Source organism: Pedobacter sp. UC225_61 (genome assembly GCF_044452285.1).
Classification (GTDB): Bacteria; Bacteroidota; Bacteroidia; order Sphingobacteriales; family Sphingobacteriaceae; genus Pedobacter.
The window spans coordinates 118,761-143,769 of sequence record NZ_JBIOAL010000001.1 but is presented as its reverse complement, the minus strand read 5'-3'; the positions used below and the strand labels follow the sequence as shown (position 1 = coordinate 143,769).

Below are 25,009 nucleotides of genomic sequence, written 5' to 3'. Positions count from 1 at the left end.
ATGAACAGAGAAGAAAAACAAGAAGTAGTTTTAGCTCTACAAGAGAAAATGCAAGAGTATGGCAATTTTTATATTGCTGATACCTCAGGCTTATCTGTTGAGAAAGTAAATAACATCCGTCGCAAATGTTTCGAAAGCGGTATCGAAATGAAAGTTGCAAAAAATACATTAATCAAAATTGCGATTGATGGATTAGAAGGTGACTCATCTGAGATATTCACAGCATTAAAAGGTCAATCGGCTTTATTATTTTCAAAAGTAGGTAATGGTCCAGCTAAGCTGATCAAAGCCTTAAGAAAAGGTAAAGAAGAAAAACCAGTGCTTAAAGCTGCTTATATCGATTCAGCAATATTTGTTGGCGATAATCACTTAGATTCATTAGTAAGTCTTAAATCAAGAGAAGAGCTTATTGGCGATATCATTGGATTATTACAATCACCAGCTAAGAACGTTGTTTCGGCATTAAAATCGAGTGGCGGAAAACTTGCAGGTATAGTTAAAACACTACAAGAAAGAGGTTAACGAACACCTGAAGTTCGCAATTAAACAATATTATTTTACGTAAATTTTTAAAATCTTAATAAAATGGCAGATTTAAAAGCGTTTGCTGAGCAATTAGTAAACTTAACAGTTAAAGAAGTTAACGAATTAGCTCAAATCTTAAAAGACGAGTATGGTATCGAACCAGCTGCTGCGGCAGTTGCTGTTGCAGGTCCTGCTGCTGGTGCTGATGCTCCTGCAGCTGAAGAAAAATCAACTTTCGATGTAATTTTGAAAGAAGCTGGTGGTCAGAAATTAGCAGTTGTAAAACTTGTTAAAGACTTAACTGGTTTAGGTTTGAAAGAAGCAAAAGACTTAGTTGATGGTGCACCAAAAGAATTAAAAGCTGGTGTTGCTAAAGACGAAGCTGAAGCTTTGAAAAAACAATTAGAAGAAGCTGGAGCTGTAGTTGAGATTAAGTAATTACTTAATTTTAACGAACCTTTAAGAAAAGACTTCCGACTGCAAAGTCGGAGTCTATTCCTGTTTATAAACATTTCATCTTGTTTGGTTGGTGAAATGCTTCGAGGCAAACCAAGCAAATAGTTTATTCTTAAACTAAATTAAATTTAGTCCCTTGGCAAATAAAGTCGTAGACCAAAGAGTAAATTTTGCACGTAGTAAGCACATCATTGATTATCCAGATTTTCTGGATGTGCAGTTGCAATCATTTAGAGAATTTTTTCAAATAGAAACAACTTCAGATAACCGTCATACAGAAGGTTTATTTAAGGTGTTTGCTGAAAACTTTCCAATCACTGATTCTAGAAACATATTCGTTTTAGAATTTTTAGATTATTTTATTGACCCACCACGTTATGACATTCCTGAATGTATTGATCGTGGGTTAACTTATAGTGTTCCGTTAAAAGCGAAGCTAAAGCTTTCTTGTAACGATGCAGAACACGAGGATTTTGAAACCATCATTCAAGATGTATACTTAGGAACCATACCTTATATGACTCCAAAAGGTACATTCGTGATCAACGGTGCAGAACGTGTAATTGTTTCTCAATTGCATAGATCTCCAGGTGTGTTTTTCGGCCAAAGCCGTCACACAAATGGAACTAAACTGTACTCTGCTCGTGTGATTCCTTTCAAAGGTTCTTGGATTGAGTTCGCTACAGATGTTAATAACGTAATGTATGCGTACATCGACCGTAAGAAAAAATTCCCGGTAACCACCTTATTACGTGCAATCGGTTATGATTCTGATAAAGACATCTTAGAACTATTTGATCTTGCTGACGAAGTAAAAGTTAGTAAATCTGGTTTGAAGAAGTATACAGGTCGTAAGCTTGCTGCAAGAGTTTTAAGAAAATGGACTGAAGATTTTGTAGATGAGGATACAGGTGAAGTTGTTTCTATAGATCGTAACGAAGTTATCTTAGATAGGGATACCGTTCTTGAAGACGACCATATCGATATGATCATCGATGCAGGTGTTAAAACTATCATCTTGTCTAAAGAAGATGGTGCATCTCAAGCTGATTATACCATTATATACAATACTTTACAAAAAGATACTTCAAACTCTGAAAAAGAGGCTGTTGAAAACATCTATCGTGCTTTGCGTAACGCAGAACCACCTGATGAGGAAACTGCAAGAGGTATCATTGAGCGTTTATTCTTCTCAGATAAACGTTATGACTTAGGTGATGTAGGTAGATACCGTATCAACCGTAAGTTAAAAATGGATACTCCAGATCATGTGAAAGTATTAACTAAAGCAGATATTATTGCTATCGTTAAATACTTGATCAAATTGATCAACTCTAAAGAAGAAGTGGATGATATTGATCACTTGTCAAACCGTCGTGTTCGTACAGTAGGTGAGCAATTATATGCGCAATTCGGTGTTGGTTTAGCTCGTATGGCTAGAACAATTCGTGAGCGTATGAATATTCGTGATAATGAGGTGTTTACACCAACAGATTTGATTAATGCCCGTACCTTATCGTCGGTTATTAACTCTTTCTTTGGTACAAACCAACTATCTCAGTTCATGGATCAAACCAATCCTTTGGCAGAGATTACACACAAACGTCGTTTGTCAGCTTTAGGCCCAGGTGGTTTATCACGTGAGCGTGCTGGTTTCGAGGTTCGTGACGTTCACTATACTCACTATGGTCGTTTATGTACCATTGAAACTCCAGAGGGACCAAACATTGGTTTGATTTCATCACTTTGTGTACACGCTAAAATTAACAATTTAGGTTTTATCGAAACTCCTTATAAAATTGTTGAGAATGGTGTTGTGGCAATGGATAAAGATGTAATCTATCTTTCTGCTGAGGATGAGGATGGTAAAACTATTGCACAAGCAAACGCTGAGTATGATGATAAAGGTAACTTTACAACTGCTCGTGTTAAAGCACGTTATGAGGGTGACTTCCCGATTATTGAGCCTGAGAAATTAGACTTAATGGATATTGCTCCAAATCAAATTACCTCTATCGCTGCTTCATTAATTCCTTTCTTGGAACATGATGATGCGAACAGGGCTTTGATGGGATCGAACATGCAACGTCAGGCAGTGCCTTTATTGCGCCCAGAAGCTCCAATTGTTGGTACAGGTTTAGAAGGTCGCGTTGCTCGTGAACTCAAGAACATTGATCAATGCTGAAGGTGATGGTGTAGTAGAATATGTAGATGCAAACGAAATCACTATTAAATATGTACGTAACGATGGAGATCGTTTAGTATCATTTGAGGGTGATAGCAAAACATACAAATTAACGAAGTTCAAAAAAACCAACCAAAATACATGTATTAACTTAAAACCAATTGTTAAAAAAGGTGAGAAAGTTAGTAAAGGACAAGTATTATGTGAAGGTTATGCAACTGAAAATGGAGAGTTGGCATTAGGAAGAAACTTAAAAGTTGCTTTCATGCCTTGGCAAGGATATAACTTTGAGGATGCGATTGTAATTAACGAGCGTATTGTTAGAGATGATATTTTTACCTCTTTACATATTGAGGAGTTTGAATTAGAAGTACGTGATACCAAACGTGGTGAAGAGGAGTTAACTCCAGATATTCCTAACGTTTCTGAAGAAGCGACTAAAGATTTAGATGAAAACGGTATCATCCGTATTGGTGCTGAGGTAAAAGAAGGCGATATCCTAATTGGTAAAATTACACCAAAAGGTGAGTTTGATCCTTCTCCAGAAGAGAAATTACTTCGTGCAATCTTTGGTGATAAAGCCGGTGATGTTAAAGATGCTTCATTAAAAACTCCACCTTCAATTAAAGGTGTGGTAATTGATACTAAATTATTCTCAAGAGCTAAGAAAACTACGAAAGCTGAAGAAAAATCAGCTATTGAGAAATTAGATAAGAGATATAATTTAGCTACAGAGAACCTTAAAAACGAATTAGTTGATAAATTATTCCAAATTGTAAACGGTAAAACATCTCAAGGTGTATTCAATGTTTACAAAGAATTGTTAATCGCTAAAGGTGCTAAGTTTACTCAGAAAATATTAGCAGACTTAGAGTATGCTCATATTAACCCATATAAGTGGACAACTGATGATGATAAAAATGATCAAATCAAATTGTTATTACACAACTATGGTATCCGTGTAAATGAAGAATTGGGTGCTTACAAACGCGATAAATTTGCAATTAGTGTTGGTGATGAGTTACCATCAGGAATTGTTCAAATGGCGAAAGTTTATGTAGCTAAAAAACGTAAATTAAAAGTAGGTGATAAGATGGCTGGTCGTCACGGTAATAAGGGTATTGTTGCTCGTATTGTACGTGATGAGGATATGCCATTCTTAGAAGATGGAACACCAGTTGATATCGTGTTGAACCCACTGGGTGTACCTTCACGTATGAACTTAGGCCAGATCTATGAAACTGTATTGGCTTGGGCTGGTAAAGAATTGGGTGTAAAATTTGCAACTCCAATTTTTGATGGTGCTAAATCTGATGAGGTTGAAGAGTGGATCGCTAAAGCAGGTGTACCAGCTTCTGGTAGAACTTACTTACACAATGGTTTAACAGGCGAGAAATTTGATCAACCGACTACAGTAGGTATTATTTATATGCTTAAACTGGGTCACATGGTTGATGATAAGATGCACGCTCGTTCTATCGGACCATACTCATTAATTACACAACAACCATTGGGTGGTAAAGCTCAATTTGGTGGTCAGCGTTTTGGTGAGATGGAGGTTTGGGCATTAGAGGCATTCGGTGCAGCTAATATCCTACAAGAGATCTTAACAGTTAAATCTGATGATGTTATTGGAAGAGCCAAAACTTACGAAGCCATCGTTAAAGGCGAAAACCTACCAACTCCAGGTGTACCAGAATCATTTAATGTATTGGTACATGAGTTACGCGGTTTAGGTTTAGATATTACGTTAGACTAACGTTGAAAAGTTGTAAGGTTGGAATGTTGAAAGGTTAGCCTGAACATTCCAACTTTTTAAACCTTCCAACATTTAAACACATTAGTATGTCTTACAAAAAGGATAATAAATTAAAAAGCAATTTCACCTCGATTACCATTAGCTTGGCATCGCCTGAGAATATCTTAGAGCGTTCAAGTGGTGAGGTGTTAAAACCTGAGACTATCAATTATCGTACTTACAAACCAGAACGTGACGGTTTGTTTTGCGAGCGTATTTTTGGTCCAGTAAAAGATTACGAATGTCATTGCGGTAAATACAAACGTATCCGTTATAAAGGTATTGTTTGCGACCGTTGTGGTGTTGAGGTAACTGAGAAAAAGGTACGTAGAGAGCGTATGGGTCACATTAACTTAGTGGTTCCTGTTGCGCATATCTGGTATTTCCGTTCTTTACCTAACAAAATTGGTTATCTTTTAGGTTTACCTACCAAAAGACTAGATTTGATTATTTACTACGAACGTTATGTAGTAATTCAAGCTGGTTTAATGGCAGAGCAAGGTATCAACTATATGGACTTCTTAACTGAGGAAGAATATTTAGATATCTTAGATAAATTACCTAAAGAAAATCAATATTTAGATGATAAAGACCCTAATAAATTCGTTGCCAAAATGGGAGCGGAAGCGTTAGAAGATTTATTAAAACGTATTGATTTAGATAGCTTATCATACAATTTACGTCACCAAGCTGCTAACGAAACTTCTCAACAACGTAAAAATGAGGCCTTAAAACGTCTTCAAGTTGTAGAAGCTTTCCGTGGTGCTAGAACTCGTATCGAGAATAACCCAGAGTGGATGATTATTAAAATCGTTCCTGTTATTCCACCGGAATTACGTCCTTTAGTACCTCTAGAAGGTGGTCGTTTTGCAACTTCAGATTTGAACGATTTATATCGTCGTGTGATTATCCGTAACAACCGTTTAAAACGTTTGATCGAGATTAAAGCACCGGAAGTTATTTTACGTAACGAGAAACGTATGTTACAGGAAGCTGTAGATTCGTTATTCGATAACTCACGTAAAGTAAATGCTGTTAAAACTGAAGGTAACAGAGCATTAAAATCTTTATCAGATATTTTAAAAGGTAAACAAGGTCGTTTCCGTCAAAACTTACTAGGTAAACGTGTAGATTATTCTGCTCGTTCGGTAATTGTTGTAGGACCAAACCTTAAACTCCATGAGTGTGGTTTACCTAAAGATATGGCTGCTGAGCTTTTCAAACCGTTTATCATTCGTAAAATGATTGAGCGTGGAATTGTGAAAACAGTTAAATCTGCTAAGAAAATTGTTGACAGAAAAGATCCATTAGTATGGGATATCCTTGAAAACGTATTAAAAGGGCACCCTGTATTGCTAAACCGTGCGCCTACGTTGCACAGATTAGGTATCCAATCTTTCCAACCAAAATTAGTAGAAGGTAAAGCAATTCAATTACACCCTTTAGTGTGTACAGCGTTTAACGCGGATTTTGACGGTGACCAGATGGCGGTGCATTTACCTTTAGGTCATGCAGCGATTTTGGAAGCCCAAGTTCTAATGTTGGCAGCACATAACATTCTAAACCCTGCAAATGGTACACCGATTACGGTTCCATCTCAGGATATGGTTTTAGGTCTTTATTATATTACTAAAGGCCGTAGAACTGATGCTGGTCGTGTTGTTAAAGGACAAGATTTCATCATTCTATTCTCCAGAAGAAGTTATTATTGCTTACAACGAGAAGAAAATTGATTTACACGCTTTCATTAAAGTGAAAGTTAATGTAAAACAAGAAGATGGAACAATCGTAAATAAATTAACTGAAACTACTGTTGGTAGAGTATTGTTCAACCAAATGGTGCCAGAAGAAGTGGGTTATATCAATGAACTATTAACGAAAAAATCTTTAAGAGATATTATTGGTGAAGTAGTGAAAATGACTGGTATGGCTCGTTCTGCAAGATTCTTGGATGATATCAAAGAACTTGGATTTAAAATGGCATTCCAAGGAGGATTATCGTTTAACTTACAAGATGTTAACATTCCTGTAGAGAAACATACTTTATTAGAACAAGCAGCTGGTGAAGTTGAAGAGGTAAGAAACAACTATAACATGGGTTTCATTACCAACAACGAGCGTTACAACCAAATTATCGATATCTGGACACGTATCAACAACCGTTTAACTACGTTTGTAATGAACCAATTGTCTAGCGATAATCAAGGTTTTAACTCTGTTTACATGATGCTTGACTTCTGGGGCCCGTGGTTCGAAAGAGCAAATTCGTCAGTTAGCAGGTATGCGTGGTTTGATGGCTAAGCCTCAAAAATCTGGTTCAGGTGGTGAGATTATCGAAAACCCGATTTTATCTAACTTTAAAGAAGGATTATCGGTATTAGAATACTTTATCTCTACTCACGGTGCTCGTAAAGGTTTGGCGGATACGGCGTTAAAAACAGCGGATGCGGGTTACTTAACTCGTCGTTTACATGACGTTGCACAAGATATGATTGTTAACGCAGTTGATTGTGGTACGTTAAGAGGCATGTACACTACTGCATTAAAAGATAATGAAGATATCGTTGAACCATTATATGACAGAATTTTAGGTCGTATTTCGCTTCATGATGTATTTAATCCATTAGATGGTAAATTATTAGTTGCTGCCGGTGAAGATATTTCTGAAGAGATTGCAAAAACTATTGAAGAATCTCCATTAGAAGGTATTGAAATTCGTTCGGTATTAACTTGCGAAAATAAACGTGGTGTTTGTGCATTATGTTATGGACGTAACTTAGCATCTGGTAAACGTGTTCAAAAAGGTGAGGCTGTTGGTGTAATTGCTGCACAGTCAATCGGTGAGCCGGGTACGCAGTTAACCTTACGTACATTCCACGTGGGTGGTACTGCATCAAACATTGCTGCAGAATCTCAAATCAATGCTAAATTTGATGGTGTTATCGAGTTTGAAAACTTACGTACTGTACCAACAACAACAGAAGATGGTGTAGTTGATATCGTATTAGGTCGTTCGGGTGAATTTAAAATTACAGAGCCAGGAACTGGTAAAGTAATTGTAACTAACAACGTTCCTTATGGCGCATTCTTATTCGTTAAAGAAGGTGATAAAATCTCTAAAGGCGATAAGATTTGTTCATGGGATCCATATAACGCGGTTATTATCTCAGAATTTGCAGGTAAAATCGAGTTTGATGCGATTGTTGAAGGTGTAACTTTCCGTGAAGAATCAGATGAACAAACTGGTCACCGTGAGAAAGTAATTATCGATACACGTGATAAAACTAAAAATCCATCTATCAGAGTAGTAGATAAAAAAGGTGAACTAATTAGAGGATATAACATTCCAGTAGGAGCTCACATTGCTATTGATGAAGGAGAAGCAGTTCAAACTGGTCAAATCTTAGTTAAAATACCTCGTGCAACAGGTAAAACTCGAGATATTACGGGTGGTTTACCACGTGTAACTGAGTTATTCGAAGCACGTAACCCATCTAACCCAGCGGTAGTAACTGAAATTGATGGTGTGGTAACTTTAGGTGGCGTTAAACGTGGTAATCGTGAGATGACTATCGAGAGTAAAGATGGAGAAGTTAAAAAATATCTAGTTCCATTGTCTAAACACATTTTGGTACAAGATAATGACTTTGTGAAAGCAGGTATGCCATTATCTGACGGATCAATTTCTCCAGCTGATATTTTAGCAATTAAAGGCCCTGCGGCTGTACAAGAATACTTAGTGAATGGTATCCAAGAGGTTTACCGTTTACAAGGTGTGAAAATTAACGATAAACACTTTGAAGTAATTGTACACCAAATGATGCAGAAAGTTCACATCGAAGATCCGGGTGATACTCGTTTCTTAGAAAATGACTTTGTTGATAGATGGGACTTTATGGTTGAGAACGACGAAATCTACGACAAAAAAGTTGTAGTAGATGCAGGTGATTCTGAAACAGTAAAACCAGGTCAAATCTTGTCATTACGTAAATTAAGAGATGAAAATTCTCAATTGAAACGTAAAGATTTGAAGCAAATTGAAGTACGTGATGCACAACCTGCAACAGCGAGTTCAATTTTGCAAGGTATTACTAGAGCATCATTAGGTACCAAATCGTTTATCTCTGCAGCATCATTCCAGGAAACTACTAAAGTACTGAATGAAGCAGCTATCGCAGGTAAACGTGATAACATGTTAGGCTTAAAAGAAAACGTAATTGTTGGTCACTTGATTCCTTCAGGTACTGGTGTTCGTGGCTATGAGCGTATCATTGTTGGTTCTCAAGAAGAATACGATAAATTATTAGCTTCTAAAGCGGAAGAAGAAGTAGAAGCTTAATTAATCATACTATTTTCTGAAAGGAAAATGTAATTAGAAATCCCTAGCGTTAATTCACTAGGGATTTTTTTGTACCCAATAACCCTGAGCTAAATATGCCCTGTTCGTGGTATATATGAAGTGATTTTTTGGATGGATATTTACAAAATCAAAATCACAAACAATGAAAGACCAATTCTTAAAAAGATCTTTAATCCTATTAACTGTTGCAATGGTTGCCTTAACTTCTTGTAAAAAGGACAAAACAGAAGAACCAACATCAAACGATGTTCAGTTACTTAAAATTTCAAGCTGGAATCCAACCACAGGTGCAGAAACTGCAAGCACAGAATTTACTTATGATAATAGTGGGAAGCTGAAAACTGTTGTTAGTAGTAGAGTAAATCTAGCAGTTAATTATGCTACAAATGGCAAAGTTTCGAATATCAAAGGGTTAAATTCTACTGGTGGTGAAGTAAGTTATTCTTTAGAATATAATGCGGCTGGACAAATTAGTAAAGTGATTTATGTTTATATGAATCCAAAAGATTTTGGCTATACCAAAACATTCGAATATAATGCTGCTGGTAAAGTAATTAAAACAAGTTCATTAAGTGCTGGTGCATCTGCTGGCAGTAGCCCATACATTGTAGAATATACTTGGAATGGTGATAATATCGCTACAAGCAAGGTTACCAATGGAGCTACGGTTTCTACAAGTACTTATGTAAGTTATGATACTAAACTTAATCCATATAGTTTAGGCGATGGAATTGCTGCTATTATATCAGGTAGCCCTGCATCAAAAAATAATTTTACGGAGTTAAGCACAAATATGGGTTCAACTACTTCAGTACAAAAAAGAAGTTATGAGTATAGTGCATCTGGCTATGCTGTAAGTTTAAAATTACTTGATGGGAGTAATGAGGGACAAAAGTTCTATTACAATAAATAGGTAAATAAAAAACCAATTATTCTGACTAGCAATTAATCATTTAATTGCTAGTTTTGTTTTTATGGAAGAGCAGCAAAACGAAAACCAATTAAATATAGAATTATCCGAAGAAATTGCAGAAGGTATTTTTTCAAATCTAGCCATCATAACTCATTCTAACACAGAATTTGTTTTAGATTTTATACGTGTAATGCCAGGAGTGCCAAAAGCGAAGGTCAAATCTAGAATTATTTTAACACCAGAGCATGCTAAAAGATTAGTTCATGCAATGTTAGATAATGTTGAAAAATTTGAAGCGATAAACGGAAGAATAAAAACTCAAGAAGAACCTCCAGGTTTCCCAATGAATTTTGGCGGTCCAACAGCCCAGGCCTAGTGTATTTACGATTTTAGATTGACGAATTAAGATATTGTATAATTTCGTTGATTTGATTTGGCTCAAACCAAGTTGTGTTTTCATCTCGTCTAAACCATGTAAGCTGACGTTTAGCAAATCTGCGTGTATTTTGTTTAATCATCGCTACTGCGGAAGCTAAATCAGTTTTTCCATCCAAATAATCGAATAACTCTGAATAACCAACAGTGTTTAGTGCATTGTATTGACGGTAAGGAAGCAAACTTTCAGCTTCAGCGAGTTGACCTGCTTCCATCATTACATCTACACGGTGATTAATACGTTCATAAAGTAGAGCCCTATCTGTGTTTAAACCAATTTTGACAATATTGAAAGGTCTTTCTTTTTTGTTAGCAGTTAAGAAAGAGCTCAATTTCTTACCTGTACTAAGGACAACTTCTAATCCTCTGATCATTCGTTGAGGATTAGATTGATCCACTTTAGCAAAATATTCAGGGTCTAGTTCCCTTAACTGTGTTCTGATCGCCTCAATACCTTCTTCCTCAAACTGTTGATTTAATTTTTCACGAATTACTAAATCAATTTCAGGTAAATCGTCCAAACCTTTGCAAACGGCATTAATATATAAACCAGAACCTCCAACCATGATTAATGCATCATGCTTTTTAAAAAGTTCTTCCATTAATTGAAGCGCTTGAACTTCAAAATCTCCTGTGCTAAACAGTGTTTTTACATTGTGCGAATTAATAAAATGATGTGGTGCGGCAGCTAATTCCTCTTTTGAAGGTTTAGCAGTGCCAATATTCATTTCCTTAAAAAATTGACGAGAATCTGCAGAAATAATTTCGCTATCATAAAATTTGGCCAGTTCAATAGCTAATCCAGTTTTACCGATAGCGGTTGGCCCAACTACTACAATTAAAGTTTTTTGTGGCATAGGGCTTTTCTTTTTGTCTTCATGCTGAATTATTTCAGCATCTTACTGAACATCAGACGCTGAAATAAATTCAGGGTGACGCGTATTTATAATTTCCTAATAGTCTTCTTCTTTGCCGCTTCCGTATTCTTCATCTGCAAAATCATCACCGTCAGCAAAATCATCTTTTTCTTCCTCTTCTTCGGCTTCTTCATCAACTTCTTCTGCATTTATACCTCTTCCACCCATTGCTTCCAATTCTTCGGTATCTTCAGGAACAAAATCCATTTCATTTAAGAAATCAAAATCGCTTGACGCTGCAGCACTACTCACTGCAAAACCACCTGCGGTTTTATCAATAATTTTAGGAGCTTCGCCTGTGCTTTTTACTAGGAATGGATATTCGATATTTGGATCATTTTCAAGTATAATTTTAATCAGCTCTACATGGAAATCAAAAGGACGTTCGAAATTGTAGATGTAATAAAATTTTTGATGTGGATCTTCAATAAAACTACTCAGCTTGGCATTCTCCATCAACGTTACACCATTGTTTATTTTACGTTCGTTGGGTAATAAGGCAATCTCATCACCTTTAATCCAATTATCTGTACTTACATAAAATGACGATGATTTATCAGCATTGTAGCCAGTAGAACGATGAATCGCTCTGTGTAAATCTTCAAACGTTTGATTGGTTTTAATATCGATTTCTCTTACTACGTCGTCAAAATCTTCAAAAGAAATTTTAAATCTATAAATTGCCATTTTCAGTGTACTGTTTCTGTTTGTAAAATTAAGAAAATAAAAAATAATTTTAGGAGTTAAACCTATCTAGTAATTGGTTTTAAACCTAATTCGTTAGCTTTCTTTAACATAAAGTTAAACGCTTCCTCATAATTGTTTGTTATTTCACCTTCTAAAATAGCTTCTCGGATTGCATTTTTCAGTATTCCAACTTCCTTTCCAGCATTTAAATCAAATGTTTGCATAATGTCGTTTCCAGAAATAGGAGGTTGCCAATTTCGTAATTGATCACGCTCTTCAACATCTTTTAATTTCTGTTTAACAAGCTCGAAATTATTGCGGTATTTTTTGATTTTATATTCGTTTTTAGTGGTTATATCTGCATTACATAACAACATTAAACTTTCAATTTCTTCGCCAGCTTCAAAAAGTAATCTTCTTACCGCAGAGTCCGTTACTTTTTCTTGTGCTAAAACAATTGGACGTAAATGAAGTTGAACTAATTTTTGCACAAACTTCATTTTTTCATTTAACGGCAGTTTTAATTGAGCAAAAATTTGAGGTACCATTCTAGCTCCTTTGTCTTCATGCCCATGAAAAGTCCAGCCATGACCTTCTTCAAATCTTTTAGTTGGAGGTTTTGCAATATCGTGTAAGATGGCTGCCCACCTTAACCATAGATCATCTGTTGTGGTGCAAATGTTATCTAAAACTTGTAAAGTGTGATAAAAATTATCTTTATGACCTTTTCCTTTTATAATTTCTACCCCATATAAAGCCGCCATTTGCGGAAAAATAAGTTGTAATAAACCTGTATCGAACAAATAATTAAACCCAATTGACGGAGTCTTAGCCAAAATGATTTTATTCAGCTCATCTGTAATTCGTTCTTTTGATACAATGCTAATTCGTTCTTTCTGTTTTTTAATTGCTTCAATCGCCTTTCTATCAATCTCAAAATTTAATTGAGTTGCAAAGCGGATGGCTCTCATCATGCGAAGCGGGTCATCAGAAAAGGTAAGTGCAGGATCTAGTGGAGTTCGAATTAGCTTTTGTTCTAAATCTCCTAATCCGTCAAATGGATCGATTAAATCGCCATAGTTTGTTGCATTTAAACTTATCGCTAAGGCATTAATGGTAAAATCTCTTCGTAACTGATCATCTTCTACAGTGCCATTTTCTACAATGGGTTTACGAGAATTGGAACGATATGATTCCTTTCGAGCACCTACAAATTCGATTTCCAAATCGTTGTATTTAAGCATGGCGGTGCCAAAATTTTTAAATACTGCCACCTTCGTTTTTAAATGTATGCCAACTTTCTCAGCAAATTCAATTCCGTTGCCAACTACTACAATATCAATATCTTTTGATGGACGATTTAAAAATAAATCACGCACAAATCCTCCAATAACGTAAATTTCTGTTTTGGTTTGATCAGCTATACTGGCTAAAACTTTAAATATTGGATTTTGTAGATGTTGCTGCATGATTAGATGTGTCGCCATGCTTAATTTATTTCAGCATCTTTTTAATAGGCAGACCCTGAATAAATTTAGGGTGACGATTTTGTTTAAAATTTATGCAAAAATAGTAAAATTACTTACGTATAAATTCAAATTGACCAGATGGACCCAACTTAATAATAGTAGAAGGTTTTTTTGCAATACGATTTTCTTGTTCAAGGTCTACAATGTAGTCAACGGCGTCTTTAATTTCATCGCTAATCTCATCGAAAAATTTAGGAGTTGGTTGACCACTTATATTAGCAGAAGTGGAGACAATTGGCCTGCGAAATCGTTGAATTAATTGCCCACAGAAATCGTGTTTTACCACTCTAATTCCTACAGTACCGTCTGAATTAATTACACTTTTAGCTAAATTTTTTGCGCCAGAAAAAACAATAGTTAATGGATTTTCAGCATATTCAATTAACTCATAGGCAACGTCTGGAATTTCTGTAACATAGCTCTGTAATTTATTATCGTTTTCTAAAAGCACAATTAGGCTTTTATCAGCAGCACGACCTTTAATTGCATTTACTTTAACCACAGCTTCTTCGTTTGTTGCATCGCAACCTAAACCCCAAACTGTATCAGTGGGGTAGAGGATTACCCCTCCATTTTTTAAAATTTCTAAGGCTTTATTAACTTCTTCTCTAAGCATCTAAATATTGATTTAAACCTTTTGGTGTAAAAACTATTCCTGATTTAACCGTGTTTTCTAACAGCTCCTTATTTTGTTGATCGTGTTGTTTGGAGGCTTCTTCTTTGTGGTAAATGTGATAAGCGATGCCCCCGAATTTAAGTTGAAGTTTCTGTTTGCCCGCATTCATTAATCGAATGGTTAGCTCACTATCTTCATGGCCCCATCCAGAAAAATCTTCATTATAACCATTTGTTAATACTAAATCCTCTCTCCAGAAAGACATATTTGCACCCCTTGCAAAATACTTTGGGTGCCTATTTCTATATCCACTAGCAATAAAATTTGAAAGTGCTAAAAACCGGATTCCATCTTTTCTTCTTTTAATATCACTATTGAAAATATTGATATTGATATTTTTATCGGATAAGATTTTGCGTGATATTTCTGGTCCTAATAATACTCTACCACCTTGAATGAAAGCATTCTTTTTCGCTAAGCCTAAATGATCTTTAATAAAATGATGGTGAAGAATAATATCTCCATCTATTTGAATAACATATTCTCCAGTACTTTTTGCAAACGCCTTATTTAGAATCGATGTTTTTTGAAAGCCGTTATCTTCTTGCCAAAGATGAATGATTGGTATTTTGCTCTTCTCAGTTAATTTCGTAATTTCTAATCGAGTTTCTTCTGTCGAACCATCATCAGCTATAATTATTTCATCAGGCAATCTACTTTGTTTAAGTGCACTTAAAACGGCAAGTTCTAATGCTTGAGGCCAATTATAGGTTGCAATGATTAAGGATACCTTCATTTGGCAAATTTTATGGAGTTCGTTAAATAGGTAAAAGCAGGAAAAATCCTTTTTTTATGACCGAAAATAATTTTACTGTACTTCAGTAGAAATTTAAAAAACTTCCAATCAATTTTGGATGATGGCGCTTGTTCATGTTGTTCTGCATATGAGATAAACTCATCCAGAAATAAACTGCTTTCTGAATTTAGATTTTGTATTCGCTTAAACAACAGCAATCTTGATCGTAATGTTAAGGGATTTTTTATCCTTTTTTTGCTGAAAAATGCATTGTCTCCATGTTTTCTATGGTGAACAAGATATCTTTTAACAGCTTTAATTTCGCCCAATGCAGTTGCATTTAACGCTAACCACCAATCATAAGGCATAAAATCTGGAATAGGTATAGCCTGATTTAAAATTGATTTTCTGAACATGATATTATGTCCACTTAATTGATTTAAAAGAAATAATTTTCGGCTATCACTTCCTTCAAAAAGCTTATAACGCTTCAACTGCCCCGAAAAGTGATGTAAATTACCATTCTTAAGGGTAATTGAAGCGCCATGTGCTAACATTACATTCTCATCAGCAAATAATTTGACTAAAGAACTTAATTTGTCTTTCATCCAAACATCGTCTTGATCCGCAATTGCAATTAAATCTCCAGTGCAAAGAGAAATTGCTTTTTCAAAATTTTTGTCGAAACCTAAATTTTCCTCATTTAAATAAAGCTTAAACAGAGCAGGATGTTTCGCCTTCCAATCTTCTAAAATTTTAAAAGTATCGTCGGATGAGCGGTCGTCAACTACAATGATTTCGTGTAAAGGATAATCTTGCGCTATAATTGTTTCCAATTGCTCATTGATGTATTTTGCACCATTATAGGTGCACATTGCAATTGATATTGATACAATTTCTGATCCTTTACTAGAAATCATTAAACAGCTACATTATTTTCTCTTAATGCATCATTAAGCGAAGTTTTTTTATCGGTTGATTCTTTGCGTTTTCCAATAATTAAAGCACATGGAACTTGAAAATCTCCAGCAGGGAATTTTTTAGTATATGAACCTGGAATTACTACCGAACGGGCAGGAACAACGCCTTTATATTCGATTGGTTTTTCTCCAGTTACATCTATAATTTTTGTAGATGCTGTTAAAACAACGTTCGCACCTAAAACAACTTCTTTTTCTAATTTAACACCTTCAACTACGATAGCTCTTGATCCAAGGAAACAATCATCCTCTATAATAACTGGAGAAGCTTGAACAGGTTCCAACACGCCTCCAATACCTACTCCACCACTTAAGTGTACGCGTTTGCCAATTTGTGCACACGAGCCTACAGTTGCCCAAGTATCTACCATTGTACCTTCATCTATATAAGCACCAATGTTTACATAAGATGGCATCATAATTACTCCTTTGGCTAAATAAGCGCCATAGCGAGCGCTAGCCATAGGAACAACACGTACACCTTGGTCTTTATAATTGGTTTTCAAATCCATTTTATCATGGTATACGAAAGGACCAACTTTAATTTCTTTCATTTCGTTAATTGGGAAATATAAAATCACAGCTTTCTTGATCCATTCATTAATTCCCCAGCTATTTAAAACAGGCTCTGCAACACGCAATGTACCTCTATCTAATCTTAAAATTACCTCTTCAATTGCTTCACAATAGTTATTGTAAGCTAATAAAGATCTGTCTTCCCATGCGGCTTCTATTAATTTCTTTAAATCTTCAGTCATTGTATTTTTTATTTTTTTACAAAATAAGTCAATTTTATGTATTGAGCATTGTATTTTTGATTTTTTATGATGGAAAAAGAGAAATTAAGGATTGATAAATACCTATGGGCAATACGATTATTTAAAACCCGTAGCCTTGCAACTGATGCATGTAAAGCGGGTCGTGTAAAATTGAATGGCCAAAATCTTAAGCCATCAGCTATCGTTAAAGTTGGTGAAGTTTACCAAGTGTCAAAAGGAATAGAGAAGAAGATAATAGAAGTGGTAGAACTTTTATACAACAGAGTTGAGGCTAAAATTGCGGTAACAAAATATAAAGATCTCACACCAATGGAAGAAACTCATGCATTTAAATCTGTATTTCATGCACCAAGTTTAAAAAGAGATCGTGGTACAGGAAGACCAACTAAAAAAGATAGACGAGAAACGGATGATTTAATAGGCGGAATGTTTGAGGAATAGTCCAAAGTTTGAGAGTCGGAAAGTCCGAAAGACAATATTGGCAAAAAATAGTAGAAAGTTAAATTTTATATCATTACTCCTCGGACTGTTGGACTTCCCAACTTTCGGACCTTAAAATCCTTAACCGATAAGCCATCATTGCTGTTTTACCTAATTTTTGTATCAATTTATAATTTGCAACTGCGCCAACAGCTGCACCAACAACAGGAAGTAACTGTGCTATTTTAGCTAAATCTATATAATCTCTGTATTCTTGTTGAAAAGTTTGCCAATCAAACTGATCTGCGCTTTCTGGTAATACGATTAGTTTTTCATCCCAGTTTTGCATTTGTTTAAATACATTTTGTGTACCTATTTTGCTAGAGAATGCTAATTGAAAAATATGAAGAATGTATAGTCTTTCACGGTAATCTTTTACATCAAAACCGTACAATGAAGCAATTTCAAAAAGCATTTTAATTTTAATGCCAATTAAGATTGGAAAATCTGTCATACTCATCAAAAACCCACCAGCGCCCGTTATACCACCTTCGGCTGCGCCAGTTTTACTATAATTTTCAATTTTTGCTTTTACTAGCGCTTCTCTATGAAGTAAGCTCATATCACTAGCTGGCATAGCTGATGTGGTGTATGTAGAGCCAAATAAAACAGCCTTAACCATTTGTTTAATAGTTGTAGTAATTGCTTTATGAACTTTCGTTGGAATGTAACTGTTGATTTTCGTTTGAATTTTAGTCGCTAAATTTCCAAGCACCGATGGCTTTTTCATTAACTCCATTTTCCAAAACTGAAGTTCGTAATTCAATTGTTCTTCGTAACTCATGGGTATTAATGTACAAAAAAAATGCCCCGATTATTCGGAGCATTTTTATTTCTAAAATTCTAGGCTAAACTTAGCATAATAATTATTTTTTATCTTTTGTATATGCTTCATTTAAGCCAACAATTACAGCACTAGTTACATCAAGGCTTTCATCAGCAAATAAAATTGCACTATTACCTTTAGAGTAGGTTAACACCATTTTATAACCTTTAGTTTTAGCATATCCTTTCAAATATTCTGCTACTTTGTTATATAAAGCTTCTTGTTCTTTAGCTTGCTCGTTTTGTAAAGCAGCACCTGCATTTTGTTGGTACGCTTGCAACTCTTGTTGTTTACGTTGCAATCTTTGTTCAGTTGCAGCTCTTTGATCAGCAGGTAATGTATTTTGTGTTTGTTGATACTGTTGTACTTCTCTTTGGAAAGCCTGAGTTTTTGAAGCTAAATCACTTTCAGCAGCTTTACCTTTAACTTCCATTTTGGCTTTAAGGTCTTTAAAATATTCGTATTTGGTTAACAATGAGTCAGAGTTAACGTAAACGATTTTCTCATCAGCTGATACAGTTGTAGTTTTGGTAGCTGTTGCCTCAGTTTTATTATCCTTATTTCCACAAGCAGTTAGTACCGAAACTATTGCTATTGCAGTAGCTAAACTGCTTACTTTTAATGTAGTTACTTTCATTCTATTTTAATAAATTTTAGCAAATATAAAAATCAAAATGGACTATCCTAAAAACATACGTTTTTTAATCAATTTTAATGTGATTTTAACACCCAAATAGTTATCCACATCTGCCCTAATTAGGTAAAAAATGGTTATTTTTGATTCTTTATGTATTAAATAAAATTATGAGCGAAGAAAAAGATCCAAACTCAAATTATGGTGCCGATAATATACAGGTTTTAGAGGGTTTAGAGGCTGTACGTAAGCGTCCTTCCATGTATATCGGTGATACCGGAATTAAAGGTTTGCACCACTTAGTTTACGAAGTAGTAGATAACTCAATTGATGAGGCATTAGCTGGTCATGCTGACACCATTTATGTAAATATCCTTAAAGACAATTCAATTAGGGTTGAAGATAATGGTCGTGGTATTCCAACTGGAATAAATAAAAAAGAAAATAAATCTGCATTAGAAATCGTAATGACGGTTTTACATGCTGGTGGTAAATTTGATAAAGACACCTATAAAGTTTCTGGTGGGTTACATGGTGTAGGGGTAAGTTGTGTTAACGCATTATCTACACACTTAAGAGCAGAAGTACACCGCGATGGAGAGATATGGGTGCAGGAGTACAATATTGGTAAGCCTTTATATGATGTAAAAAAGATTGGAACTACTGAAAAACGTGGTACAATTGTAACTTTTACTCCTGATGGTACCATTTTTACTCAAACTACAGAATATCGTTATGATACATTAGCATCTCGTTTACGTGAATTATCTTTTTTAAATAAAGGGATTAGTTTAACATTAACAGACGAACGTGAAGTAAATGAAGATGGTACTTATTTATCTGAATTATTTAAATCTGAAGGTGGATTAAAAGAGTTTGTTACATTTTTGGATGGAACTCGTCCTGCATTAATTCCTGAACCAATTTATGTTGAAGGAATTAAAAATGGTATTCCGGTTGAGTTGGCTTTGCAATACAACGATAGTTATTCAGAAAACGTTCACTCTTACGTAAATAACATTAATACCCACGAGGGTGGAACACACATTGCAGGTTTTAGACGTGGTTTAACACGTACATTGAAAGCTTATGCTGAAAAATCGGGTTTGCTTAAGAATGTAAAATTCGAAATTACCGGTGATGACTTTAGAGAAGGATTAACCGCTGTTGTTTCTGTAAAAGTACAAGAGCCACAGTTTGAAGGTCAAACTAAAACCAAATTAGGAAATAGCGAGGTAATGGGTGCGGTAGATATTGCCGTAGGAGAAGCTTTAGGTATTTATTTAGAAGAATACCCTAGAGAAGCTAAGATGATCGTTAACAAGGTTATTTTAGCAGCTACAGCTAGAGCAGCGGCTCGTAAAGCTCGCGAAATGGTACAACGTAAAAGTGTAATGGGTGGTTCTGGTTTGCCAGGAAAACTTGCCGATTGCTCTGATAGTGATCCAGAAAAATGCGAATTGTACCTAGTTGAGGGAGACTCGGCGGGTGGTACTGCTAAACAAGGTCGTGATCGTAATTTCCAAGCTATTTTGCCGTTGAAAGGAAAAATCCTGAATGTGGAAAAAGCAATGGAACATAAAATTTACGAGAACGATGAGATTAAAAACATGTTCACCGCTTTGGGTGTAAGTATTGGAACGCCAGAAGATGATAAAGCATTAAATTTAACTAAACTTCGTTACCACAAGATTGTGATCATGACGGATGCTGATATTGACGGATCGCACATTACAACTTTGATTTTAACATTCTTCTTCCGCTACATGAAAGCATTAATTGAAGCTGGTTACGTTTACATTGCAGCTCCACCGCTGTATCAAGTTAAAAAAGGTAAAGATTTTGAATATTGCTGGAACGATATGCAGCGTGATCAAGCAGTTCAACGTTTAAAAGGTGCTGGTAAAGAAGAAAGCGTACACATTCAACGTTACAAAGGTTTGGGTGAGATGAACGCAGAGCAATTATGGGAAACTACTCTTGATCCAGCTAGACGTACATTATTGAAAGCAACAATAGAAAACGCTGCAGAATGTGATCATACTTTTTCTATGTTAATGGGTGATGAAGTTGCACCACGTAGAGAATTTATTGAGCGCAATGCAAAATATGCTAAGATTGATGCATAACTAGTCATAAGTTTATAAAACAATAAAAAAGCCTTTGAGAATTATCTCGAAGGCTTTTATGTTTTTAATTTATATACATAATTTTCTTATGTATATAAAAAATGTTATATTCGTATTATGGCTATAAATAACGAACTGTTTAAAGGGACTTTACAAACCATTATTCTTAATCTATTGGCAGAAAATAATCGGATGTATGGTTACGAAATTACGCAAAAGGTAAAATCCATTACAGGTGGAGAACTTATTTTAAAAGAAGGAGCGCTTTATCCCGCACTACATAAATTAGAAGCAGAAGGTTTTTTAGAAACATCAACCGAAGTTGTTGAAAATCGTGTTCGTAAATATTATGCATTATCTCAAAATGGAGAGAAAGAAGTTGTAAACAAATTACAAGAAGCAAAAGATTTTATCGCTCAGTTACAACTATTGTTAAACTTAAATACTGCGTTGCAATGAAATTAACAGATGAGCAAAAGGCCGAGATTAAGGATTATATTATAACGGTACCTAAATATAGGGAAACCTATAATGAATTGTTTGACCATATCGTAAATTCATTTGAAGATAGTAAAGTTACTTTTAGTATCGACGAGGTAATAAATATTGTAAATAAAGATTTTGGCGGTTTTTCTGAAATCGTATATCAAGAAAAAAGCTATCAAAAGGAATTAAGTAAGCAATATAACAAGGGTTTTCGAATGGAAATGGTAAACAGCTTTAGGTGGCCTAATATTTTTAATAACTTAATTGTATTGGCTTTGTGCTTAACTCTATATTGTAACAAAAAAGGCTTGTTGTTTAATATAAAGCCAATAATTTTGTCGTCTATTGGTTGTTGTATCTTGGTTGCCGCATTTGGTTTTACTATAATTTTAAAAAATAAATATCAATATTCAAAATATTCCATTTTAGATAATTACTTTGGCTATTCTTGTTCATTTGGCTTTATTATGGTGAATGGAATTTTTAGTAATTTTCTTGGTAAAAGTAGTTTATTTGAAATAAGTGCTAATACCAAATTGATCATTGCTTTATCCCTGTTCTTTTTTAGTAGTGTATATGTAAGGGCCTTTATCAAGTTTTATAATCAGAAACTAAAAGTGCTGACTAAATAAATCAGCCTATGCTATTAATTCTTAAAATGTCCTCTCTAACATTAGAAAAACAATATAAGCTAGATTAATAAAAAAAGCCCTCCTAGGTATTATTTCTAAGAGGGCCTCAAAAATTTTTAACTTATTCTCCTTTTTCAGATTTTTCTTTCAAAGATTTTAGACCATTTTCAAAGTCTTTTCCCATCATTTTATCCATAAATAAACCCATCCATTTATTCATAGCTCCATCACTTTCGCCGCTGATAGTCCATGTTACTTTATTAGAATTGCCTTCTTTGGCAATGTCAAAACGAACTATCGATGAACTTTCCATTGGTTTAATAAATTTCATTTCTTCTACAATAGATTGATTTGGCATAGCTTCAGTTAATTTCATCTGACCAGTACCAACTTTATCACCCACCCATTGGTATAAATGCCCTGGTTTACCTGCATTTCCTGTGATTGTAACTTTAGCAGCTGGTTCCATTTTAGTCCATGGATTCCATTTTAAAAATTCATTAAAATCCGCTACGTTTTTAAAAACTACACTATCAGGTGCATTTATGGTCGTAGTACGACTTACAGAATAGGTTTTAGGCAAGAACATTCCGCCTACAAAGAAAATAATTACTAATACGGCAATTATGCCTAGTAAAACTTTTAACACTTTCATATTTTTATTTGTTTGGTTTACTTAAAGTTAATCATAAACGAAATGAAAATGCAAGTGTTATTTTTTAGCAGGAGCTCCTTTTAAATTTAAATCTTTTAATTCTTCTCTAATTTTTTTCATAAATGATATCCCAGGATCGGTTTTTTGAGAAAAATAATAAGGATTAGTTTCTCGCCATAATGAGGTGTTTTTAAACCAAGTATGCTCGTAATGACCAATCAAATATTGAATATTATACTTTTTTGTTAAGTAACGGACTAATTTTTCATTCGCAAAAAGCTGCGCTTGTGTTAATGGATAATTATCACTTCCCACGTTTTCAATTCCAATAGCACAATAATTTAAACCAATTACGTGGCGAGCAAAAACGGTATCTGGCAATAACTGATAAATAGAACCATCACGATCTACTAAATAATGTGAAGAAACATTTAAGCTACTTGCATGCACTAATGCTTTGCGTGAACTCGGTAAAATAGATCTATTAAAAGTATTATAAGTTCCCATCAAACTTTTAGAAGCTGTCCAATGCAATACAATCATTTTAGGATTAATTGTTGGTGTTTGTTGAATGAGATTATGTCTTATTTTCAAATAATCTAAAGAGAGTTGAGCTCTAGTTTCATCAAAAATGATATGTTTATTGATAATCTCAATTTGTTGTGCAAAACTTGTAAACGAGCTAAAAAGTAAAAGAAATGAAAGTAGTTTTTTGAAAATGCACATCAACCAACTAGAAATTACTTGTAAAATCTTATTATTTTTTTCTGGTAATCTATTTTAGCGTTAAATTCTGTTAAAATATCACCACCAATAATTGCAGAAATCGGAGGGTGTCCCAACAGCAAATAAGTGTCGGTTACACTTTGTAAATCTAAAGCAATTGCATGGTATTGCTTTAATATCAAACTGCCAATTTTGAGCGTTGGAATAAAACCTTGTAAAGTTGTGGCGCTACTAAAAATGGTAGCTGCTTGTGTTTCATCACTTATGGTAAGCTCTTGAATATGCTTTTCCATTAACCCTTTATCAAAAACAGATCTTGAAGCTCCAGTATCTAAAACTGCGAATAATTTTTCGCCAAAAACAACAATTTCCACCAAAAGATGGAAACCATTGTCTTGTAAATTAATTAGGGTTAAAGGAACAGTTATTGTTCTCATTTTATGTTTTTACCATTAAGAAGTTAAGGCCAATGAAGAAATTTTCCTTGTTTTCTTAGTTCCTTAATGTTAAAATATGAATTATATTAATTTCATTTCAGCCAATACATTATTCATGTTGCGTACTGCATCAGCACTTTTATTGAATGTAGCTTGTTCTGTTTCATTTAATTTATAATCGATGATTTTTTCCCAGCCATTGCGACCAATAATTACAGGAACTCCTAAGCAAATATCTTTCTGACCATATTCACCATCTAAAGCAACGCAACAAGTGAATAATTTTTTCTCATCACGTACAATTGCTTCCACTAAAGCAGCACCTGCAGCACCTGGAGCATACCAAGCAGATGTACCCAATAAACCAGTTAATGTAGCTCCTCCAACCATTGTATCAGCGGCAACCTTTGCTAAAGTAGCTTCATCTAACAAATTGCTAACAGGTAAACTTTGGTAAGTTGCATAGCGAGTTAATGGGATCATAGTTGTATCACCATGACCTCCAATTACAAATCCTTGTAAATCGTTAGAATTACAGTTTAATGCAACACTTAAATAGTATTTGAAACGAGCGCTATCTAATGTTCCACCCATGCCAATAATACGGTTTTTAGGTAAGCCTAGAGATTTTAATGCTAAATAAGTCATTGTGTCCATCGGATTACTAATCACTACAATAATCGCATCTGGAGAATATTTTAAAATGTTTTCTGCTACGCCTTTTACAATGCCAGCATTTATACCGATTAACTCCTCACGAGTCATCCCTGGTTTGCGTGGTAAACCCGATGTAATTACAGCAACAGCAGAACCTGCAGTTTGACTATAATCATTTGTTACACCTTTAATCTTCGTATCAAAACCTAACAAAGTAGCAGTTTGCATCATGTCAATAGCCTTACCTTCAGCAAAACCTTCTTTTATATCTAGCAACACTAATTCTTCTGCTAATTCTTTTCTTGCAATGTTATCTGCACAAGTGGCACCAACAGCACCTGCACCTACTACCGTTATTTTCATTTGATATT

The 25,009-nt window shown here is 34.7% G+C and carries 23 protein-coding genes and 3 pseudogenes; 13 read left to right on the top strand and 13 right to left on the bottom strand.

The genetic code is table 11. The features are described 5' to 3' along the window. The 9 genes and pseudogenes from rplJ to ACHMWN_RS00625 all read left to right on the top strand — a co-directional run bounded on the left by rplJ (position 1) and on the right by ACHMWN_RS00625 (position 10,613). Positions 1 to 522 carry a 50S ribosomal protein L10 gene (rplJ, locus tag ACHMWN_RS00665; protein ID WP_173272257.1) on the top strand — a complete coding sequence of 174 codons (522 nt, stop codon included), beginning with the start codon at positions 1 to 3 and terminating at the stop codon, positions 520 to 522. Between the two features lie 63 nt (positions 523 to 585). Continuing rightward, the gene (gene rplL / locus ACHMWN_RS00660; protein WP_397296935.1) at positions 586 to 963 is read left to right on the top strand and encodes a 50S ribosomal protein L7/L12; all 378 of its coding nucleotides are present in this window, start codon (positions 586 to 588) and stop codon (positions 961 to 963) included. A 154-nt stretch (positions 964 to 1,117) separates the two neighbouring features. Next, positions 1,118 to 4,925: pseudogene (rpoB, locus tag ACHMWN_RS00655) on the top strand (DNA-directed RNA polymerase subunit beta). Positions 4,926 to 5,011: 86 nt separating this feature from the next. Beyond that, a complete protein-coding gene (locus ACHMWN_RS00650) occupies positions 5,012 to 6,697 on the top strand; it encodes a hypothetical protein (RefSeq protein WP_397296933.1) in 1,686 nt (561 codons plus the stop codon). After that, complete coding sequence (locus tag ACHMWN_RS00645) at positions 6,621 to 7,265, top strand: hypothetical protein (protein WP_397296930.1); 645 nt, start codon at positions 6,621 to 6,623, stop codon at positions 7,263 to 7,265. Before ACHMWN_RS00650 ends, ACHMWN_RS00645 begins: the two co-directional genes overlap by 77 nt. Further along, positions 7,246 to 8,997: pseudogene (locus tag ACHMWN_RS00640) on the top strand (DNA-directed RNA polymerase subunit beta'); the annotation flags it as partial. The gene ACHMWN_RS00645 and the pseudogene ACHMWN_RS00640, both read left to right, overlap by 20 nt. 18 nt (positions 8,998 to 9,015) lie before the next feature. Next, a pseudogene (locus tag ACHMWN_RS00635) lies at positions 9,016 to 9,213 on the top strand (hypothetical protein); the annotation flags it as partial. Positions 9,214 to 9,466: 253 nt separating this feature from the next. Next, on the top strand, positions 9,467 to 10,237 hold the full coding sequence (locus tag ACHMWN_RS00630; protein ID WP_397296928.1) for a hypothetical protein: 771 nt from the start codon (positions 9,467 to 9,469) through the stop codon (positions 10,235 to 10,237). Positions 10,238 to 10,298: 61 nt separating this feature from the next. Then, a complete protein-coding gene (locus ACHMWN_RS00625) occupies positions 10,299 to 10,613 on the top strand; it encodes a DUF3467 domain-containing protein (protein WP_173272266.1) in 315 nt (104 codons plus the stop codon). Positions 10,614 to 10,626: 13 nt separating this feature from the next. On the opposite strand, the gene miaA is transcribed toward ACHMWN_RS00625, so the two are convergent. The 7 genes from miaA to ACHMWN_RS00590 all read right to left on the bottom strand — a co-directional run bounded on the left by miaA (position 10,627) and on the right by ACHMWN_RS00590 (position 16,955). Beyond that, a complete protein-coding gene (gene miaA / locus ACHMWN_RS00620) occupies positions 10,627 to 11,529 on the bottom strand; it encodes a tRNA (adenosine(37)-N6)-dimethylallyltransferase MiaA (protein WP_397296925.1) in 903 nt (300 codons plus the stop codon). 96 nt (positions 11,530 to 11,625) lie between these two features. Then, positions 11,626 to 12,276, bottom strand: a complete 651-nt coding sequence (locus tag ACHMWN_RS00615; protein WP_397296922.1) for a hypothetical protein — start codon at positions 12,274 to 12,276, stop codon at positions 11,626 to 11,628. 62 nt (positions 12,277 to 12,338) lie between these two features. Next, positions 12,339 to 13,745, bottom strand: coding sequence for a CCA tRNA nucleotidyltransferase (locus ACHMWN_RS00610; protein ID WP_397296919.1), 1,407 nt, complete (start codon positions 13,743 to 13,745; stop codon positions 12,339 to 12,341). 109 nt (positions 13,746 to 13,854) lie between these two features. Then, the gene (locus tag ACHMWN_RS00605; protein ID WP_397296917.1) at positions 13,855 to 14,421 is read right to left on the bottom strand and encodes an L-threonylcarbamoyladenylate synthase; all 567 of its coding nucleotides are present in this window, start codon (positions 14,419 to 14,421) and stop codon (positions 13,855 to 13,857) included. Beyond that, positions 14,414 to 15,217 (bottom strand): glycosyltransferase family 2 protein, encoded by an 804-nt coding sequence (locus tag ACHMWN_RS00600; protein ID WP_397296915.1) that lies wholly within the window; start codon positions 15,215 to 15,217, stop codon positions 14,414 to 14,416. The genes ACHMWN_RS00605 and ACHMWN_RS00600 overlap by 8 nt, the downstream gene beginning before the upstream one ends. Further along, the gene (locus ACHMWN_RS00595) at positions 15,214 to 16,137 is read right to left on the bottom strand and encodes a glycosyltransferase (protein WP_397296914.1); all 924 of its coding nucleotides are present in this window, start codon (positions 16,135 to 16,137) and stop codon (positions 15,214 to 15,216) included. The genes ACHMWN_RS00600 and ACHMWN_RS00595 overlap by 4 nt, the downstream gene beginning before the upstream one ends. Continuing rightward, positions 16,137 to 16,955 (bottom strand): 2,3,4,5-tetrahydropyridine-2,6-dicarboxylate N-succinyltransferase, encoded by an 819-nt coding sequence (locus ACHMWN_RS00590; protein WP_397296911.1) that lies wholly within the window; start codon positions 16,953 to 16,955, stop codon positions 16,137 to 16,139. Before ACHMWN_RS00590 ends, ACHMWN_RS00595 begins: the two co-directional genes overlap by 1 nt. Before the next feature lie 66 nt (positions 16,956 to 17,021). On the opposite strand from ACHMWN_RS00590, the gene ACHMWN_RS00585 reads away from it, so the two are divergent. After that, the gene (locus tag ACHMWN_RS00585) at positions 17,022 to 17,417 is read left to right on the top strand and encodes an RNA-binding S4 domain-containing protein (RefSeq protein WP_397296908.1); all 396 of its coding nucleotides are present in this window, start codon (positions 17,022 to 17,024) and stop codon (positions 17,415 to 17,417) included. 73 nt (positions 17,418 to 17,490) lie between these two features. Here ACHMWN_RS00585 and ACHMWN_RS00580 read toward each other — a convergent pair whose 3' ends face one another. Both ACHMWN_RS00580 and ACHMWN_RS00575 read right to left on the bottom strand, forming a co-directional pair. Continuing rightward, complete coding sequence (locus ACHMWN_RS00580; protein ID WP_397296905.1) at positions 17,491 to 18,240, bottom strand: EcsC family protein; 750 nt, start codon at positions 18,238 to 18,240, stop codon at positions 17,491 to 17,493. 82 nt (positions 18,241 to 18,322) lie between these two features. After that, complete coding sequence (locus ACHMWN_RS00575) at positions 18,323 to 18,919, bottom strand: OmpH family outer membrane protein (protein WP_397296902.1); 597 nt, start codon at positions 18,917 to 18,919, stop codon at positions 18,323 to 18,325. Positions 18,920 to 19,086: 167 nt separating this feature from the next. Between ACHMWN_RS00575 and gyrB the strand changes: the two genes are divergently transcribed. From gyrB to ACHMWN_RS00560, 3 genes are all read left to right on the top strand, one after another. After that, a complete protein-coding gene (gene gyrB, locus ACHMWN_RS00570) occupies positions 19,087 to 21,045 on the top strand; it encodes a DNA topoisomerase (ATP-hydrolyzing) subunit B (protein ID WP_397296900.1) in 1,959 nt (652 codons plus the stop codon). Positions 21,046 to 21,162: 117 nt separating this feature from the next. After that, complete coding sequence (locus tag ACHMWN_RS00565) at positions 21,163 to 21,504, top strand: PadR family transcriptional regulator (protein ID WP_397296898.1); 342 nt, start codon at positions 21,163 to 21,165, stop codon at positions 21,502 to 21,504. Further along, the gene (locus ACHMWN_RS00560) at positions 21,501 to 22,163 is read left to right on the top strand and encodes a hypothetical protein (protein WP_397296896.1); all 663 of its coding nucleotides are present in this window, start codon (positions 21,501 to 21,503) and stop codon (positions 22,161 to 22,163) included. Before ACHMWN_RS00565 ends, ACHMWN_RS00560 begins: the two co-directional genes overlap by 4 nt. Positions 22,164 to 22,284: 121 nt before the next feature. On the opposite strand, the gene ACHMWN_RS00555 is transcribed toward ACHMWN_RS00560, so the two are convergent. The 4 genes from ACHMWN_RS00555 to mdh all read right to left on the bottom strand — a co-directional run bounded on the left by ACHMWN_RS00555 (position 22,285) and on the right by mdh (position 25,001). Beyond that, positions 22,285 to 22,818, bottom strand: coding sequence for an SRPBCC family protein (locus ACHMWN_RS00555; protein ID WP_397296893.1), 534 nt, complete (start codon positions 22,816 to 22,818; stop codon positions 22,285 to 22,287). Between the two features lie 57 nt (positions 22,819 to 22,875). Continuing rightward, positions 22,876 to 23,544, bottom strand: coding sequence for an N-acetylmuramoyl-L-alanine amidase (locus ACHMWN_RS00550; RefSeq protein ID WP_397296890.1), 669 nt, complete (start codon positions 23,542 to 23,544; stop codon positions 22,876 to 22,878). A gap of 14 nt (positions 23,545 to 23,558) precedes the next feature. Continuing rightward, the gene (locus ACHMWN_RS00545; RefSeq protein WP_397296887.1) at positions 23,559 to 23,981 is read right to left on the bottom strand and encodes an aspartyl protease family protein; all 423 of its coding nucleotides are present in this window, start codon (positions 23,979 to 23,981) and stop codon (positions 23,559 to 23,561) included. A gap of 81 nt (positions 23,982 to 24,062) precedes the next feature. Beyond that, positions 24,063 to 25,001: a malate dehydrogenase gene (gene mdh / locus ACHMWN_RS00540; RefSeq protein WP_397296884.1), complete on the bottom strand. Its 939-nt coding sequence runs from the start codon at positions 24,999 to 25,001 to the stop codon at positions 24,063 to 24,065. Positions 25,002 to 25,009 lie beyond the last annotated feature (8 nt).